This is a genomic window from Acetobacter oryzoeni, from assembly GCF_004014775.2.
GTDB lineage: Bacteria > Pseudomonadota > Alphaproteobacteria > Acetobacterales > Acetobacteraceae > Acetobacter > Acetobacter oryzoeni.
The window spans coordinates 358,778-376,338 of the sequence record NZ_CP042808.1 but is presented as its reverse complement, the minus strand read 5'-3'; the positions used below and the strand labels follow the sequence as shown (position 1 = coordinate 376,338).

Genomic DNA, 17,561 nt, shown 5'->3' with positions numbered 1-17,561 from the left:
CAGCACGCCTTATTTTGCAATGTGGCAGGCATGATGTGCAGAACTCAAACACCTTTATGTGTATCGGATACCGAACGGGGCTTGGCGTCAATACACATGGGCAGAAAGCTGCTTTCCGTTATGTGCCTGTTAGCTTTGCACCATGTTGGTTGGCAAAGGCTCGGGCAGCAGGCTTGCTGGCAAATAGAGCGGATGGCACGGGCGGCCTGTTTTGCTTAACCGCAACGCATCCACCGTAATGCCGTGTTGCTGGAGCATATGCACCACATCCGGCCCACGGGCCAGCAGGGCCTTGTGGTGTGGCGTGCCATAGGCTGCAATCACCTTATTGGCTTCCTGCGCCATTTCCAGCAGGGCTTTATCATTTTCCGGCCCTATCGGATCTGGCGTTTCCAGCAACCGAAGCTGATCTGTGCACCGATACGCAAACGTATTGCCCACCAGAATACCACCATATCCCCATGCACGGGCATAGCGCTGGCATTTGGCCACGGTGCGGTCATCCCCATATTCGGTGGCAACAGATGGGTTCATCATCAGCCACATCACCAGTGGGCGTGATGGATCCCACACCCGTTTAAGCTTATAACGGTAGCATTTGTCCGGCCCGCCATAGGTGGCGGTGCTCACAACATCTTCTGAAAGTTTCAGAGGGCGGGCCGTGCCCACATTATGCCCTTCAAACAGATCTTCCATTACATTCCCGCTGGCAGAACATGGCAAAACAAGCCCAAGTTTTAGGCTGTGTTGTGTTCTGGCACAAATCTGCCTGCCAGCGGGGCTGTAATCTGCCTAATGTGCAGCGCGCCATGCCTTGGTGGTGGTGGCAATAACCTGCTGCTGGTTCTGCTTTATTTTCTCTACATCATAGCCAAGAGCAGCACTCTGCTGGGGTGTGATGTACCCCCACTGCACCAGAGATTGTGCCAGAGTTTGCGGAAACGGCACGGTTTTTACAAACTGCTTGGGGCAGGATGCACCATCCTTGTTCTGGGGCCATGCGGCCTTATCCAGCGCGCACCATGTTTCTGCAAAATCAGAGTGCGTATCATATCGCGCCATCATGTAGCGCCAGCCTGCGTTCAGTTCCCCGATATTTGCGCTGGTGGCCACATAGGCGGCCAGATAGCCGTTTACCTCCGTTACCCCCGTTTTGCGCCACTGTGCGGAATCCTGCGCAAGCTGGTTGCGCAAATAGGCTGCAAACCGCGGCTGCGCCGTAACATTCTGCAACTGGCCATCCTGATACTGATACAGCACCACCGGCATGGCCGACCCTGCGTGAGAGGCAAAGGCGTAATCAAACCGCTCATCCGTATATACAAGCTGGCGGGTGCCATCTCGCGCAATATCCTGCACAACGGGTTCCCCTCCACCATTTTGTGCGGGAAGAGAGAGCACACGCCACTGGCCTTGCGGGGCTGCCTCTACAATAGCGGCAGCCTGGCAACAATGCGCCCCACCTGTGTAGCCCGAAACCATAACCTGCGGCAGAGCATTCTTCTGCCCGTTTGGCGCAAGCTGGTACAGGGAAATATGCAAATCCATCAGCCCAGGACTATCTTCCGCCATCAGGCTGCCTAGGGTCTGGATAAATACGGGGTGTTCTGGTGCGTTCACTTCCAAAGTGGCCACGCGGCATGTTTGCCCGGCTGTTGGGTTTTCATCTTTCCCCAAAAGCAGGCTGTTGGCAGGGCACGGCTGTTTGTCCGCCACTTTTACAGCCGCCTGCAGGCCCAAGGCAGATAGATTTACCGGTTGTGCCTTTGCGTGCAGATCATCCCCCTGCACCTGCGCGGTAGCCAGTGGGGGCACCGGGCGCGGCTGCGCATTGCGCGTGATAATCCGCTGCTCTGCCGGTGTTGCGGCGTGTGCCTGCGCATATGGCAGCCCAGTGCTCGCCAACACCATACATGCGCCCAGATACCTTATAAAAGCCAAACCGTTTTTCCTTCCTGCGTGTTGCCACCTGCCTGCTGTTTTATATCCGTTGTGGATACAGCCGGGCATTCAGGAGTGTAAGCACCAGCACAACCACTGCACCACCCCCAACAGCCAACATAAGCGCAGGTGCCAGCCCCATACCCAATTGGGTGGCAAACCATGTTTGAAGCAAAGCGTTACTGGCGGCAATAAGGTTCCCGCACTGATAGGCAAGGCCGGGGAACGTGGCCCGCACAGAAGGTGGAGAAAGCTCGCTTAAATAAGCCGGCACCACACCCCATGCCCCCTGAATGCAGAACTGGATACACACAGCCCCCAACCCCAGCCAAAGCAGAGAATGTGGAAGTGTCCATAACGGCAGCAAAGGCAGCGTTAAGGCCGCAGCAAGAATAATGGCATATTGCCGCCCGATTTTTTGCGACAGAAACCCAAAGAACAACCCACCCGCAATGGCAGCCAGATTATACAGCACCACAACAGTTGTAATGGACGTAGGTGGCACATGCCGTTCCAGCGCCAGAAACACCTTGGGGTAGAGATCCTGAGAACCGTGGCTCATGAAATTGAAAGCCGCCATCAGCACCACAGCAAAAACACATAATGCCGCATTGCCTTTTATAATGGCCAACAAACCAAGATGTTCTTCTGCTTTTCCGTGTTGTGTATCGGCCTTCTGCCGGGCCAGCCAATCTGGGCTTTCTGGCACACGCAGCCAGATATACAGGGCAGAAAAAATAGCGCCACTGCCCAGCACAAACAGCCCACGCCACCCCAAAACCGGCAGTAGCAAAAATACCAGAGAAGCCAGCAAATACCCCGCAGGATACCCCGCCTGCAAAATGCCAGAAGCCGTGCCACGCCAGCTTTTGGGCACGCTTTCCATAATCAGGGATGTACCCACCCCCCACTCGCCCCCAAGGGCAATGCCAAACAGGGTGCGCAATGCTAAAAATATAACAAGCGTTGGCGCAAAGGCTGATGCCAATTCTATAAGAGAATAAATAATAATTGTTAAAATCAGCACGGGCTTGCGGCCATATTTATCTGCTGCGCGCCCACATAAAAAGGCACCTAGTGGCCGTGTCATCAGCGTAAGAGTGGGGGCAAGCAGCACACTTTGCAGGGAAACGTTAAAACTTTTTGCCACATCATCAAGTGTAAACAACACAATAAAAAAATCACATGCATCCAACATCCAGGCCAAAAAGGATGCCAGCACAACATGGCGAGCTGTTGCTTTATCTACCGATTGATCGGGCAAAGCAGATGGCGTTATGGATGAAAAAGAAGGCTCGGTCATTCACAGCTCCGGTTCTACAACCTGTTTTTACCGTGATGGTGCCACGCAAGCCCCTTAACCAACCAGTGAATCTCAGATCACGACCCCGCCAGTGCGCCCATTTTTGCGTGATAAGCCAGCATCAACCCGTTTGTCAGGAACAGAACACACAACAGGGCCGAGGGGTTCCCCCGGCCCTGAAGCATCTTGCCGCGCGAAGCAAACTTGTAACATCTCGTTGTCAGATCAGGCCCTTGCCTGTGTGCGAGGTGTTGCCCCCTCATCAAAAGCCATGTGGCTCCATACCCTGTCACACAGCATACGCACGATGGACGGATCATTCAGAGATGAAAGATCTCCCAAATTATCCACTTCTCCACTGGCAATTTTGCGGAGCAGGCGGCGTACAATCTTGCCAGAACGCGTGCGGGGCAGATCTGGCACCAGATAAACGGCCTCTGGCGTGGCATAACGCCCCAGCATACCGGAGATAAGGCGGCTTATGCCTTTTTCCGTTAGCTCCGTAGCCACATTCTGGCGCTGGATAACAAATACCGCCAGCGCCTGCCCCTTTACCGGGTGCGGGATGCCCACTGCAGCAGATTCCACAATACGATGATCTGCTGCCAACGCATCTTCCACTTCTGCTGTACCCAAACGGTGCCCTGCAATATTGATAACATCGTCCATGCGCCCCGTAATCCAGTAATAGCCATCGGCATCTCGCCGTGCGCCATCACCCGTGAAATAATGCCCCGGAACCATACCAAAATATGTCTGGCAGAAGCGAGCATGATCTTTCCAGATTGTGCGGGCCTGCCCCGGCCATGAACGCGCAATGCACAGGCTACCTTCCGCAGGCCCCTGCACCGGCCTACCCTGTGTATCGGCTATGACCATTTCCAACCCTGGCAACGGCGTGCTGGCAGAGCCGGGTTTAAGCGGTTGCACACCCGGCACTGGCCCCAGCACAATGCCGGCGGTTTCTGTCTGCCACCATGTATCCACCACGGGGCAACGCTTTTTGCCCACAACATCGTGATACCATAGCCATGCATCCGGGCTTATGGGTTCCCCCGCAACACCCAGCAAACGCAGAGACTCCAGATTGCGCGCATTCACCACATCATCGCCATCGGCCATCATGGCGCGCACGGCTGTGGGGGCGGTAAACAGCATGGTCACCTTATGCTCATCCACCAGATCCAGCCACCTGCCTGGCGCGGGGTATGAAGGCAGGCTATCGGAAATCATGGTGGTGCCGCCATTGGCCAGTAGGCCATATACAACGGATGTATGCCCGGTTATCCATGCCACATCTGCCGTGCACCACAGTACATCGCCGGGTTGATGATGATACACCATGCCCATGGTATAAGCCGCCCACACCATGTACCCACCGGTGGCATGCACAACCGCTTTGGGCTTGCCCGTGCTGCCAGATGTATAGAGCATAAACAGGGGTGCTTCTGCCCGCATGACAACGGGCACAAAATCTGCCTCAAACGAATCTACAAAATCATGAAAGTCGTAATCTCTCCCTGGCAGCATTGGCACGGGTGCATCAGACGTGCGCACAACCAGAACAGAACGCACGCCACTTTCTGCACCTGCCTTGCACAGGGCTTCATCCATAATCGCTTTAAACGGCACAATCTTGTTGCCGCGCATGCTTTCGCTGGCGGTAATAACCGCAACTGCACCGCTATCTATAATACGTTCTGCAATACCTTCTGCCGAAAAACCACCAAACAACACCACATGCACAGCCCCAATGCGTGCACAGGCCAACATGGCCACCACAGCTTCTGAAATCATGGGCAGGCAAATGGCAACGCGGTGCCCTTCTTCCACCCCCAAATGCACCAGCGCGTTAGACAGGCGGCAAACCCGTTCATGCAGCATGGCATATGTAATTTTTTCTGCCTCGGCCCGGTCTTCACGGTGGCTGATAAGGGCAACCTGATCGGCCTTGTCTGTCAGATGCTTATCAATACAGCACACGGATGCATTGATAAGGCCATCTTCAAACCAGCTTATGGACACATCACCCGTAAAGCTGCCCGTAAAACCATGTTTGGGTTTACGGTGCCAATGTACGCGCTTGGCCTGTTGCAGCCAAAAACCATCCGGGTCTCGCCGTGCATAACGCTGCATGGCGGCCAGTTCCGCAGGTGGCATAAGGGCCGGGTAATCTGCATACTGTGTAGGCGGGATAGTGATGTTTTCCGACATTGTTCCGTCTCCCTTACTTTTTTGTTTTTTGTTGTTCGGGAAAGAAAGAGAATGTTCAGGCGGCGTTGCGATCGGCCTGGCCGATGTGCGGCAGAACCGTGGCCACAATGCCTGCGTCCAATGATTCATAATCGTAATACCGGATTGTTTTGTACAATTCCTCTCGCGTTTGCATGCGGGGGAGCATCTCCTGCGTACCGCCTGTGCGCGCAATGGTTTTGTACAAATCCTCCTGCGCCTTATTGGCCGCCCGCAAGGAACTGACAGGCCAGATAACCATACGGTATCCCATATCTTCAAACTGGGAAGCCGTGAAATAAGGCGAACGACCAAATTCCGTCATGTTGGCAAGCAGGGGCACATCGGGCATACGGCGCACAAACTCCCTGAACATTTCTTCAGAAATCAGTGCTTCAGGGAAAATGGCGTCTGCTCCGGCCTCGTAATACAAACGGGCGCGGGCCACGGCACCATCCAGCCCTTCTGAGCTGGCAGCATCTGTGCGGGCAATAATCACCATATCACGCCGGGCCTTGGCGGCGGCGGCCACCTTTTGGGCCATCTCCTGCGGGGTGGCGAGCTTTTTGTTATTCAGGTGGCCACATTTTTTGGGCAGGATCTGGTCTTCAATATGCACGGCGGCGGCGCCGGCATCTTCAAAAGCCCTGACCATGTGCATCACGTTCAGAACTTCACCATACCCGGTATCACCATCCACCAAAAGCGGCAGACCGGAAGCACGTGCAATCTGGCGGATAAAGAAACACGCATCCTCAATAGTGATAATGCCCAGATCAGGCAGCCCCATACTGGCAGACATAGCCGCACCTGAAAGATAAAGAGCCTGAAAGCCATTATCCTTGGCCTGCAATGCCGCCTGCCCATTATGCGCACCAGGAATTTGCATAATGCCCGGTTTGTTCAGCAAAGCGCGAAACCGCTGCCCGGCTGGTGTTTGCGGCAGATCCTTGCCAACCAGATATGTCATGCTGCATGCTCCAGACCATCGCGTTCACGCAGAGGTACAAAAGGCCGATTATCCGGCCCCACATAATTGGCAGACGGACGAATGATTTTGCCATCCTGCCGCTGTTCCATAATATGGGCGCACCACCCTGTTACGCGGGCAATTACAAAAATGGGTGTAAACATGGCTGTGGGAATACCCATGGCGTTGTAGGAAACCGCGCTAAACCAATCCAAATTAGGGAACATCTTTTTCTGTTCATCCATAATCCGTTCAATCCGCTCGGCCACATGATACAAACGCATATTGCCGTTACGGCGCGAAAGGTTGCGCGCTGTTTCCTTGATAATCTCGTTGCGCGGGTCTGCTATTGTATAAACCGGATGCCCAAACCCGATGATAACTTCACGGTTTTCCAGACGCCTGAGAATATCCACCTCGGCTTCATCCGCTGTGCGGTAGCGCTGCTGAATATCCAGCGCAACTTCATTGGCGCCCCCATGCTTGGGGCCACGCAGGGCACCTATGGCGGCTGTTACGGCGGAATACATATCCGAACCCGTGCCCGCCACTACTCTAGCTGTAAATGTGGACGCATTGAATTCATGCTCCGCATACAGAATAAGGGAGGTGTGCATGGCCTGCACCCAGTCCTCTGCTGGCGCTTTGCCATGCAGAAGGTGCAAAAAGTGCCCGCCCACACTTTCATCATCCGTATTGGTATCTATCCGCCGGCCGTGGTTTGAAAAATGATACCAATACAGCAGCATGGAGCCTAACGAGGCCACAAGCCTATCTGCAATATCCCGCGCACCTGCGGTGGGGCAATCGCTCCGTTCTGGCAACGCACAGCCCAGAACGGAAACAGCCGTGCGCAAAACATCCATAGGATGTGTGGCGGCTGGCAGACGTTCCAGAGCAGCACGCACAATGGCAGGAATATCCCGCATACTGGCCAGATGCCGCCTGTAGGCTTCCAGCTCTGCACTATTGGGCAGATAACCATGGATAAGGAGATGCGCGACCTCCTCAAACGTGCTGGCACGCGCAAGATCTTTGATATCATACCCACGATAATGCAGATCATTCCCGCTCTGCCCCACAGTGCTGAGCGCCGTGTTGCCCGCAACCGTGCCTGACAGCGCAACAGATTTTTTTGGTTTTCTGTGCAGATGCGTTGTCATTTTTCCATTCCTTCCTGTGCGTTATCGCCTGTTTAGGAAGCCAGAGCTGTAGAGGTGGCAGCCGTAACCGCAGCGGGCTTGGCCTGCCCGAAATTGAAAATACCTTCCGCAGTGTTCTGGCGAATATCACGCTCGGGAATGGCAATTTCCAACATATGCAGTTCTCCGGCTTTCAGATTGGGCAGGTTTTGCACAATTTCCAAAAATCTTTCAGCTTCCTGATGCGGCACAATGCCTTCTGAAAGTGTTTGGAACTTACGGATATAATCAGCACGCTGCCACGGTGTAGCCCCCAGTGTATGGGCATTGGCAACAGCCAGCTCATCCGCAATAACCGCGCCATCTTTCATGCGGATAACAATACGGCCCCCAAAGGCTTTTTTATCCGGGTCTGTTTCATGGTAGCGTTGTGTCCACTCGGGTTTTTCTATTGTGTGGATCTTGCGCCAGAGCCGTACGGTATCTGGCCTGCGAGCGCGTTCCGGCGCGTAGGAATGCACATGGTGCCAGCTACCATCCTGCAAAGCCACGGCCACAATATACATGATGGAATGATCCAGCGTTTCCCGCGAGGCTTGCGGATCAAACTTTTGCGGATCATTCGAGCCCGTGCCAATAACGTAATGCGTGTGATGGCTGGTTTCTATCAGCACATCTTCAACATCATCCCAGTTTTTGATTTTCTGCCCCATACGAAAGGCAAGATCAATAAGCGCCTGACTTTGATATTCTGCCGAATGTTCCTTGGTGAAGGAGGACAGAATGGCACGTTTTGGCTCACCCATTTCTGGCAATGGCACACGGTAATGCGCATTTTTACCATCCAGCATCCAGCCAATAACACCATCTTCCCCTTCATAAATCGGGGTTGGAGATGTTTCGCCCATCATGGCGCGGTCAACGGCCTCTACCGCCATTTTGCTGGCATGGGCGGGGGCATAGGCTTTCCATGATGAAATCTCGCCCTTGCGGCTCTGGCGCGTGGCGGTGGTAACATGCAAGGCCTGCCCTATGGCCTGATAGATAACCGCTGGCGGCAGGCGCATAAGCGTGCCAATACCTGCGGCCACAGATGGGCCAAGATGCGCTACATGATCTATCTTGTGTTTGTGCAAACAAATGGCACGCGCAAGGTCTATCTGAATTTCATACCCCGTGGCAGCACCACGGATTAAATCTGCACCGCTGCGGCGGCACTGCTGGGCAACAGCCAGAATGCCGGGAATATTATCACCCGGATGAGAATATTCTGCTGCTAAAAATGTATCGTGAAAATCCAACTCACGCACGGCTGTGCCATTGGCCCATGCAGCCCATTCTGCATGCACGCGCACATTTGGCCCCATGCCAAACACCGTGGCCCCACCTTCCCGCCGATGCGCCAGAGCCTCGGCCCGCGCACTCATGACGGAATGACGGTTTACAGATGCCATGGCCACAGATGCGTTATCTATCAGCCGGTTGATAATCATATCCGTAACTGCGGCCTCCACCGGCACCGGATCTGCCGCCACCTGCGCAATTTTCCACGCAAGCTGTTCGGGCCGTGGCAGACGGTCGCTTTCTGGATGAACACGCACATCATGATACTGCATTGCTTTAACCTCATGATCGGAATTTGATCGTGAGGGGAGTGTTGCAGAGTGTTGTTTTGAGCGGCAGAGAGATAAGAGTAAAAAGAGGCGAAGGGAATGTTCCCGTTTGCGAAGTTTGCGAAGTTCGTACCATGCCACAAACCAGAACCAAGCTTTTTGCTGGCCCGCGCTTGCGGCAGTTGCGCCAACGCGAAACCCTAACCCAAGCCAACTTGGCAGACATGCTTGACATATCACCAAGTTATCTTAACCAGTTAGAACGTAACCACCGGCCTGTTCCGCACCATCTGTTACAAAAGCTGTGTGAACGCTTTAATCTAACCCCCGCATGGTTCAGCAACACCAAAGAAGCCCATACCGTGCAGGCCATGCGCGAAACCATGGCAGACCCCGTATTTAAAAATGCATCCTTACCTTTGGCCAAAATGGCAGATGCCGTACATGCCAACCCGGATTTATGCGCTGCATTTTTAACCCTTTACCGCGCCTATAAATTTGAGCAGGAGCGTGAAAGCGATACCCTTTCCCCCTCTCCTCCGCTAGAGCCGTATGAAACGGTGGGAGACTGGGTGCAGCAACACCGCAACTATTTTCATGAACTCGATTGTGCTGCCGAAAAGTTTTACGAAAACCTTAACCTCCAAAACGGCTTGGCCGAAGCCTTAAAAACCTATCTGCTTGATCAGCATGGCTTGCACACGCAACAAGACCCGGCGCTGGAAGAAGGCGGGTTGGTATGGCGAATAGACCGGCACCGCCGCACCATTCTTTTACCCCCAGACCAACCACCAGAAAGCACGCTGTTCTATCTGGCGCAGATTATTGGCCAACGAGACCATACCCGCCTGATAAGCAGCATTTTACGGCGTGAAGGCCCCAAAGAGAAAAATGCGCTGGAACTCGGCCGCGTTTATTTGGGTAACTACTTTGCCGGGGCCTTGCTGTTACCCTATACGCGCTTCCTGCACGCAGCACAGACCATGCGCTATGATATCGAGCGCCTACGCCGCCATTTTGGCACCAGTTTTGAACAGATAAGCCACAGATTAAGCACGTTGCAGCGCCCCGGTATGGAGGGCATTCCCTTTTATTTCCTCAAATTGGATATCGCAGGAAATATTCTTAAAAGTTTTTCTGCCAACCGTTTTTCTCAGGCACGTTTTGGTGGCCCCTGCCCGTTGTGGAACATCTTTCGGGCTTTTGCCACACCGGGGCAGGTGCAGGTGCAGCTTTCTCAAACTACGGATGATTCCATTTACCTCAACGTTGCCCGCACAGTGGGGCATGAGGGTGTTACCTATACAGACCGCCCACGGCAGATTGCCATTGTGCTGGGCTGTACCATAAGCGATGCCGCAAAAACCGTTTATGCTGATGGCTTAAACCTGAATGACCACAGATTGGTGGTGCCCATTGGCCCCGGCTGCCGCGCCTGTGTGCGGGATAATTGCAGCCACAGGTCTTTACCTGTTTCGGGCCGGATGCTGGATACGGGAAGTGATGCCAGAGGCGTTGTGCCCTACCGGGCACTACCTGAAAAACCCTGATATTTTATAAGGAAGAAGATAGTCTGGTGGGGCAAGGGGAACTTAAAAGACCTATCTGGAATGACCGGGGATGCAAAAACATTCCAGATAGGAACCGGGGATTGAACGGGATAAATCAAGACGAACCAAGAGTTGTCGCGACGATGCCCCTTGCCCCACCAGCAGAAACGCCTTCATCGCCGCGACAAGATTGATAATAAGAACCATTCTCAATAAACGCAACATAAAAAAGCAGGGGTGGAGAACTTTTTTGCTCCCCACCCCTGCCTTGCAACACAGCGTGTTGTTTTAGTTCGTTTTTTTAGCCGGTGTGGAGGGAACCACTTTTTCCACCACATCGTCAGAAACAAAAACAATGCCATCCAGCAGCTGGTTAAGTGCTTCTACAGCCTGCTGCGGCTGGCGGCCTTCTGTAAACACTTTTGCGCGGTACAGGGCACCTTCGCTCTGTTCCAGCGGGGCAAGGGCCAGAATGAAGTCTGCATCTTCACCCACAACCTGCAGGCTCTGCTGTGCCTGCTGGGTTTGCCCGGCCTGGAACTGCTTGTTGGCGTTAGCCAGTGCTGCCTGTTTTTCTGGGGCCAGTGTTTCGCTTACAATAAACTCACCACCAACTGGCACCCATGTTGTGGGGTTGGCAACCGGCATATGGGTTGCAGAAACCGGATGCTGCGGGGCTGGCTGAAGCTGGCTTTCTGCCGCAAAGAACTTCTTGTTATCTGCACTGGCAGCCTTGAAACGCTTTTGCGCATCATACAGCGGCGGAATGGCGGCATCGGTTTTGCCCTGAGCCAGCAGATCACGCGCCTGAAACACATCCATCATGGCTTTCTGGCCATCAACGGAAAGGCGATGCATGGCATGGCCAGCCTTGAACTTTTCCCACGTGGTGTGCACGGTGCCTGCCTGTGCCACAGAAAAACTGGTGAGCAATACAGCAGATGCTGCAAAAAGAGCTTTTAAACGCATAAAAACTAATCCAAACTGATTTAAATTTTCAAAAGATAACGGATGATATCCTGAAAATTAATTTAATGCGCCGGGTGGGGTGATACAATTCATCTATATTAAAAAATATATTATAGTCAGCCGTTTTTTATTTATTGTCTGATACCTGAATGTTTTTTCTTCTCAAAACTCTGCTTTCAGCTCTGATTATTGCTCTGGTTTCCACTTTGGCACGCCGTTACCCCGGATTTGGCGCGCTGGTTGCCGCCCTGCCCCTTGTTTCCGTATTTGGCATGATCTGGCTTTGGCTGGAAACGCATGATCCTGCACGGATGGAAGCCCATGTCAGCGCTACGTTCTGGTATGTGCTGCCCTCCCTGCCCATGTTTTTGTTTATGCCGTGGCTGATGCGGTGTGGCGTGCATTTCTGGCCCGCACTGGCCAGTGGGTGTGGCTTAACCGTTGTTTTATACCTGCTGATGATCTGGGCTGGCCCGTGGCTTGGCATTAGCCAATAAACCACTCGCCAATAGAGTCGCCCACAGTTTCTGCGGATGCTCCGGTGGGTAAGCCTGTGGATAACGTGTACAACCGCCGTGAAAATTGTGGCTTGTACCGCTTCCGCTCCACGCTTACCGCCGTATTTTGCGTGGTGACGGCAAGCGCCAGAAACTCTGCTTAATGGTATCCGCCACCGCCGGAAATGGATCTACCCCTGTATTGCGAATAAGGGTTGCCACAGTCACCTGATCGCAATGTGGAGAACGTTGCACGTTCTTGCAGACATACACCCCCGCAGCCTGACGACGTGTGGAATACACAGCCTTCCATGTAGAAGATGGCACAAACACATGGTCTGGCCCAATGGTTGGAATGGGATGACCATGAAACGCAGGGCCGGTGACCACATATAAGTCCCCTTCCTGCACAGCCAGCTCCCGCACCGTGTATTCAATACGTGCCCAAATACCCTGATTAAGCGCTATGGATTGCGGCACCATGTTGGAATACGCAAAAGTTTCAAATTGTGCTGTCGGCGTTGGCTGATCCGCACTGGGGGCCATGTGCCCCCTGCTGTAGCCGGATTTTTTGTAATCCTGATCTCGGCTGCCATCTGGCCACCGGGAATCTGCATAAAAAGTGCCTGCACGCATCAAGCGTTCTGCAAGGCGCACATTATTGGCCTGCAAATGCTCCGCTGCCCACAAAGGTGTGTGCGTGACAGATGAAACCAGAACAGCATAGCCCGTGTTACACAGCAGTTCTGTCTGCTTCAGCATGAAAGGCCGCGTTATTGCGGGCAATTTGTTTTCTGGCCCAAAAGCCTGACATGCTGCGTTTTCCTGCGCCCAAGCAGCCGAAACTGGCAGGCAGGCCACAACCATGCCCAAGCATATTTTTGCAACACGCACACTCATTGCACGGATACCAGCGTGAAGCCCTGTTTTGAATACACAATGCTGCCTTTGTTAAATGCCATACAATACGAAATGCCTTTATAGAAAAGATAACGCCCAAACAAAGGCACATAAAACCAAATCAGCCACAGTTATGGAGCAGAAATGGAGCAGCCCTCACCTTCCAGCACCACTACGCCAGAAACCCTGCGTGAACGCCGCACACAAATGATAACGGCAAAACTGCCGGCCAAAATGCGCCGCGCCATACAATGGCTACGCAAGCCCGAGCAAAAATGGGTGCGCCTGCCTTCTGGGCTGCTGTTAATGTTGGGTGGACTGCTTTCCTTTTTACCCGTTTTGGGTGTGTGGATGCTGCCTTTGGGTATTTTGCTACTGGCAGAGGATATTCCACTCTTTCAGAGCGTGAGCGGTAAGATGTTGGGGTGGATTGCTCGGCGCAAGCCCACATGGTTGGGCATTGCTGAAAACGAAACGGAAGAAGAAGCCTTCCTGCGCGTTCAAACCTTTCTGGAGCAGGATTTATACCATCCCTAAAGTTTTTATCCGCAGCCATCTTGACTGCCAAGCTTCATGGCCTTGTCCACAGATTCTGCGGATGCTCCGGTGGGTAAGCCTGTGGATAACGGGCACAACCCATGTGAGTCACGCTGATGATTTACCCATACCCTATATAAATCCGGGCACCTGATTAAATGCTTTTGCCCCCAGCATAGCCATTATTTTTGCCATGCTTTCCTATTTCCTGATTGACCATTTATAGAAAGAGGTCGGGCCTAAAGCTCACTTTGAAATAACCACAAAAAAACCGCCAAAAGGCGGTTTTTTCTTACCCAATTTTTAGAATATATCTCTTAGGCTTCAAACAGCTTCCGACATTTCATACGGTATGTTGGCTTTTGTCAGTTCTGCCAGAAAATCTCTATCTACTACGGCATCCTTATAGTTTTCATCTTCCACACATTCGTGCCAGGAAAGTTCGGATGCAGAGGGTTTGGCTGTTTTCCAGGTTTGATGCAAAGCGGATGCCTTGGAAACAAACTCTTTCAGAACAGAAATTGTAACAGTGGTCATAGCGTGAACTTTCTCTTCAATCTTACATACTTGCTTCTATGTGGCCTTAGCAGATAAGCGCTGCAAGGTATTCATTCACACTTTCCACAAGGTTGTACACAGGCAGAAAAACCCTACACCAAACCCTGTGGAAAGAGACACAAATATGGCGCTTTATTTCTGACGGTGAGGTGGCCTTGCCTTGCGCCAATTGCCTTCAGCCGATGCCTTATAGGCAAGCTCATCATGCCAATAGCTCGCACCAGCACGGCTATGGTGCCCAAGCAAAAAACCACTTCCATTGGCATGGGGGGCTGATTGCGGGGTGACATCAAAAAGGTACTTTATAGCCCCAATTGTTGTTGTACCCGGCCCCGTATTCACCCAGATGTTCTCAAAGCTATTGGGGTTATTTTTATAACGGGTCAGAGAATCACAAAGTGCATGAATAATGGCTTCAATAACAGGATGCTTTTTTCTGGAGATGATCAACCCGTTTTCAATGCACCATGGGCTGCCAATGGCGTACAGAAGGAAGCATTCATAAGACGCATGACCGGTGATGTGAACGAGTGGAGCATGCATGGAAATATCGACGTCAACGTAAATACCACCATGCACATACATGTCACACATACGCCACAGATCAGACCGCATGGCAGGGTGGAAACACACATCAAAAAGCGCCACCATATCTGGCCCGAAATGCGTATGCAGAAAAGCCCGCGCAGATTCATCATGCGTGAGAGCCATCTCAAAATCCGGGTTGTTGTTTTTTACTTTTTCAATGGAACACGCTACGTCATCCGGCAGTGTTTCACTATGCCAGTATTGAGAAATTCTTTTCGGTATAGTTGGTGGCAGAACGCTTTTATCTGGTGGATCAATATCTGCCTGATCAAGCGTTGGAAGCCAGCCACTTTCCACGCCTTTTTCCAAACAACGAAAAAAATCCATTTTGACATGGGGCGAATTGGGGCGCCTAGATTGCGTGCTCATATTTCTCGTCATAAATAATTATTTTTCATACCCATAAAATATTACCATGGAAAAAAGATATAAACAAAAATATCCCTCACCTATGGGCCGGACATAATACTACCACACAGACCGCCCTGAGAACGGTGTTGAAAGAAAAGTTAAAATATTCCAATATCAGAATATACATTCATCCATATAAGTATCAGTTACACCCAATTCCGAGAGCGCTTATGGACAGTCTGAAAAAAGCCAAACAGTCTGTAAAAGACCTGCTCTCTTTACTCGTATATTACCGTCATTTCAGACGTATTGTGCAGGCTGTTCAGGATATAGAAATTGTATCTGTAGGAGACCATTGCCTTACAGCCTCAGTGCTCAAAAATTTGGGACTTAAAAAGAAATCCTATCCGTTTGATTGGATATTTAGTGATATCCGTATGGTAAATCATTGTATTCAGGATAATTTTTTAACATTTCTGGATAGATCACAACATATGAAAATTTCTGAAGATGAAAAACTTTCACCAGATGCTAATTTTTGTGATCACATATATTACAAAACACACTATGGCGTTCTCTTTACATTCAATCACTATGATATATCAGATGATGAGATTTACAGATACTACGAGCGCTGTGTTGAAAGATTTATAAATCTATTACACTCGGATAAAAAGGTTATATTTTTATGTATTTCTCAAAGAATCAATCAAAACGACTTTTATGAACTTTCAAAAACCCTATCTTTTTATAACAATAAATACCTTCTTGCTCTAAACTTCATACAGCGCGAAGATCAACTTTATACATGCAGCATTTCCCTAGAAACAGAGAATGCGCTTTTATATTCCATTTCACGCAAAGAAAGTATTGATGGCACGGATTTTCAAACCACACAGGATTTCATGAGCTTTATGGCCGTTTTCTCTGCGTTTCTTGCCTCCCAGAAAGGGCAATAGAAACACAAGGCATCAAATTTTTGCCTTATATCAGTGGCATAAAACAACCAGCCAAGAGCCTGTCCGCTACCTATGGCGGCTCTTGGTCAATTTCCCCGCCAAAAATCCGACCGCACCACCAGCAACCGCCAGCCTACAGCCAAGATGATGGTGGCAAAAAACACTCCCCCACCACCAACAATCATCCCGCACTCAAAATCCGGCATCATGCAGATTGGATAGCCGCGTTATCCGCCTTACACTTGGCAAAGATGGCCTGAATATCCGTTACACTCGGCCCGGTCTTGCTCTTAGATTGTTCCAGAGCTTCCTTGACCGTTTCATAAACTTCCGGCCCGTATTTTTCGGCCAGACCGGCCACTGTGCCCACTACGCCAAGAATGGCGCTGATTTCTGCTGCGTTCATGTTACTTGCTCCCGCCAAGTGCTGCACAGGCATCTGGCGTGGTACCGGCTGGAATAGAGGTATGTTCGCGCTGGCATTGGCCTGCCCAAGAGCCGTATTGTAATACCGCTTGTGATAGGCACTGAGGGCTGCGGCATCTGTGGCCGAGGGTAATGGTTCGGGAGCGCGCAGGTATTGCGCCCTGCACATACAAACTGAATAAGCCCTGTTCTCCACAAGGATTTCCGCTTCCGGAAGGCCCGTCAAACCGCTTTCTGCCAGAATACGATTGGCAAGATCGGGTCGGTAGCGCAGGAAGTTTAGCCAGATGTCATCATGGGTTCTGGGCTCCATTTGAAACCAGCCCAGCGCAGGACCGTTGATTTGCCGGTCATGCATAAACCCACTTTTCAACAAGGCCTGTGCCCGTCACCATATTAACTGCTGCATCTCCACCAAGGTTGATAGCTTCCAATGCTGGAAGAATATTTAGGTGCTTGATGACAGAGAGATTTGCGCCCCACACAACCCCGGTTTTCATGCTGCCTCCATGTCACGCGGGGGCAGCATGAACTGTGTTGTCTGAGGCTGGGGTGCGGGCTGCGTTGGCACATCCCATGGTTCACGCCAGTGCAGCCATTTTACCCAAATAGTGCTGGCCACTTCCTGATCTGAAAGCAGGGTTGCGCCGATTGTCCCACCAATGGTGCAGATGAGCGTGACAACAGCCACCATCTTCTTCCACCAATGCAGATTATCATCTGCAATGCGGTTGCGCTCAGTTTGAGCTCCGGTAAGAGCTGAGATGTTTTTATTCAGATCTGTAACCTGAGCACCGAGCCTATCATACCGGCAGCAGTTGCCTGCTGTCGAGCGTTGCCTTCCGCGCGAACCGCAGCAACTTCATGGCTGATATTGTCGAGCTTCCGATCTGTGCCGTCCTGCCGCCTTTCCATGGCAGCAAGACGTTCTTCGTGATCATCAAGGCGAACTGAAAAATTGCTGATATCTGACTGCGCTTGCTCGTGCGGCGCAGTTGAAACGTCACCCATTACAAACCTGATTT

19 protein-coding genes and 1 pseudogene are annotated in these 17,561 nt (G+C 51.7%); 4 read left to right on the top strand and 16 right to left on the bottom strand.

Features of this window, described 5'->3' with window-relative positions; translation table 11 throughout:
- Positions 1–129: 129 nt before the first annotated feature.
- The 7 genes from EOV40_RS01840 to EOV40_RS01810 all read right to left on the bottom strand — a co-directional run bounded on the left by EOV40_RS01840 (position 130) and on the right by EOV40_RS01810 (position 9,204).
- Positions 130–696 carry a DUF1643 domain-containing protein gene (locus EOV40_RS01840; RefSeq protein ID WP_128104886.1) on the bottom strand — a complete coding sequence of 189 codons (567 nt, stop codon included), beginning with the start codon at positions 694–696 and terminating at the stop codon, positions 130–132.
- Positions 697–792: 96 nt separating this feature from the next.
- Entirely contained in the window at positions 793–1,911 is a 1,119-nt protein-coding gene (locus EOV40_RS01835) for a thylakoid lumen protein (RefSeq protein WP_128106175.1), read from the bottom strand.
- 70 nt (positions 1,912–1,981) lie between these two features.
- On the bottom strand, positions 1,982–3,244 hold the full coding sequence (locus tag EOV40_RS01830) for an MFS transporter (protein WP_128104885.1): 1,263 nt from the start codon (positions 3,242–3,244) through the stop codon (positions 1,982–1,984).
- 225 nt (positions 3,245–3,469) lie between these two features.
- A complete protein-coding gene (gene acs, locus EOV40_RS01825) occupies positions 3,470–5,458 on the bottom strand; it encodes an acetate--CoA ligase (protein WP_128104884.1) in 1,989 nt (662 codons plus the stop codon).
- Positions 5,459–5,513: 55 nt separating this feature from the next.
- Complete coding sequence (prpB, locus tag EOV40_RS01820; RefSeq protein ID WP_128104883.1) at positions 5,514–6,446, bottom strand: methylisocitrate lyase; 933 nt, start codon at positions 6,444–6,446, stop codon at positions 5,514–5,516.
- Positions 6,443–7,609, bottom strand: coding sequence for a bifunctional 2-methylcitrate synthase/citrate synthase (gene prpC, locus EOV40_RS01815; RefSeq protein ID WP_050819175.1), 1,167 nt, complete (start codon positions 7,607–7,609; stop codon positions 6,443–6,445). The genes prpB and prpC overlap by 4 nt, the downstream gene beginning before the upstream one ends.
- Positions 7,610–7,641: 32 nt before the next feature.
- Positions 7,642–9,204 (bottom strand): MmgE/PrpD family protein, encoded by a 1,563-nt coding sequence (locus tag EOV40_RS01810; RefSeq protein WP_128104882.1) that lies wholly within the window; start codon positions 9,202–9,204, stop codon positions 7,642–7,644.
- A gap of 131 nt (positions 9,205–9,335) precedes the next feature.
- Here EOV40_RS01810 and EOV40_RS01805 point away from each other — a divergent pair, with 131 nt between their 5' ends.
- Complete coding sequence (locus tag EOV40_RS01805; protein WP_087651747.1) at positions 9,336–10,751, top strand: helix-turn-helix domain-containing protein; 1,416 nt, start codon at positions 9,336–9,338, stop codon at positions 10,749–10,751.
- 288 nt (positions 10,752–11,039) lie between these two features.
- Here EOV40_RS01805 and EOV40_RS01800 read toward each other — a convergent pair whose 3' ends face one another.
- Complete coding sequence (locus tag EOV40_RS01800; protein ID WP_128104881.1) at positions 11,040–11,720, bottom strand: YfdX family protein; 681 nt, start codon at positions 11,718–11,720, stop codon at positions 11,040–11,042.
- A 149-nt stretch (positions 11,721–11,869) separates the two neighbouring features.
- Between EOV40_RS01800 and EOV40_RS01795 the strand changes: the two genes are divergently transcribed.
- Positions 11,870–12,217 carry a DUF3147 family protein gene (locus EOV40_RS01795; protein ID WP_050819171.1) on the top strand — a complete coding sequence of 116 codons (348 nt, stop codon included), beginning with the start codon at positions 11,870–11,872 and terminating at the stop codon, positions 12,215–12,217.
- A gap of 114 nt (positions 12,218–12,331) precedes the next feature.
- On the opposite strand, the gene EOV40_RS01790 is transcribed toward EOV40_RS01795, so the two are convergent.
- The gene (locus EOV40_RS01790) at positions 12,332–13,117 is read right to left on the bottom strand and encodes a DNA/RNA non-specific endonuclease (protein ID WP_128104880.1); all 786 of its coding nucleotides are present in this window, start codon (positions 13,115–13,117) and stop codon (positions 12,332–12,334) included.
- Between the two features lie 144 nt (positions 13,118–13,261).
- On the opposite strand from EOV40_RS01790, the gene EOV40_RS01785 reads away from it, so the two are divergent.
- The gene (locus EOV40_RS01785; protein ID WP_128104879.1) at positions 13,262–13,654 is read left to right on the top strand and encodes a hypothetical protein; all 393 of its coding nucleotides are present in this window, start codon (positions 13,262–13,264) and stop codon (positions 13,652–13,654) included.
- A gap of 324 nt (positions 13,655–13,978) precedes the next feature.
- Here the strand turns inward: EOV40_RS01785 and EOV40_RS01780 are convergent, their stop codons facing one another.
- Both EOV40_RS01780 and EOV40_RS01775 read right to left on the bottom strand, forming a co-directional pair.
- On the bottom strand, positions 13,979–14,191 hold the full coding sequence (locus EOV40_RS01780; protein ID WP_128104878.1) for a hypothetical protein: 213 nt from the start codon (positions 14,189–14,191) through the stop codon (positions 13,979–13,981).
- A gap of 153 nt (positions 14,192–14,344) precedes the next feature.
- Complete coding sequence (locus EOV40_RS01775) at positions 14,345–15,169, bottom strand: glycosyltransferase family 32 protein (RefSeq protein ID WP_244296976.1); 825 nt, start codon at positions 15,167–15,169, stop codon at positions 14,345–14,347.
- A gap of 212 nt (positions 15,170–15,381) precedes the next feature.
- Between EOV40_RS01775 and EOV40_RS01770 the strand changes: the two genes are divergently transcribed.
- Complete coding sequence (locus tag EOV40_RS01770; protein WP_128104876.1) at positions 15,382–16,110, top strand: DUF1796 family putative cysteine peptidase; 729 nt, start codon at positions 15,382–15,384, stop codon at positions 16,108–16,110.
- Between the two features lie 86 nt (positions 16,111–16,196).
- On the opposite strand, the gene EOV40_RS15445 is transcribed toward EOV40_RS01770, so the two are convergent.
- The 5 genes and pseudogenes from EOV40_RS15445 to EOV40_RS15195 form a co-directional block, all read right to left on the bottom strand.
- Positions 16,197–16,319 (bottom strand): hypothetical protein, encoded by a 123-nt coding sequence (locus tag EOV40_RS15445; RefSeq protein ID WP_280114346.1) that lies wholly within the window; start codon positions 16,317–16,319, stop codon positions 16,197–16,199.
- Positions 16,316–16,516, bottom strand: a complete 201-nt coding sequence (locus EOV40_RS01765; protein WP_128106174.1) for a hypothetical protein — start codon at positions 16,514–16,516, stop codon at positions 16,316–16,318. Before EOV40_RS01765 ends, EOV40_RS15445 begins: the two co-directional genes overlap by 4 nt.
- A gap of 48 nt (positions 16,517–16,564) precedes the next feature.
- Positions 16,565–17,036, bottom strand: a pseudogene (locus EOV40_RS01760) (hypothetical protein); the annotation flags it as partial.
- A complete protein-coding gene (locus EOV40_RS15200) occupies positions 17,033–17,230 on the bottom strand; it encodes a hypothetical protein (protein WP_244296975.1) in 198 nt (65 codons plus the stop codon). The pseudogene EOV40_RS01760 and the gene EOV40_RS15200, both read right to left, overlap by 4 nt.
- 80 nt (positions 17,231–17,310) lie before the next feature.
- A complete protein-coding gene (locus tag EOV40_RS15195) occupies positions 17,311–17,547 on the bottom strand; it encodes a hypothetical protein (RefSeq protein ID WP_244296973.1) in 237 nt (78 codons plus the stop codon).
- Positions 17,548–17,561 lie beyond the last annotated feature (14 nt).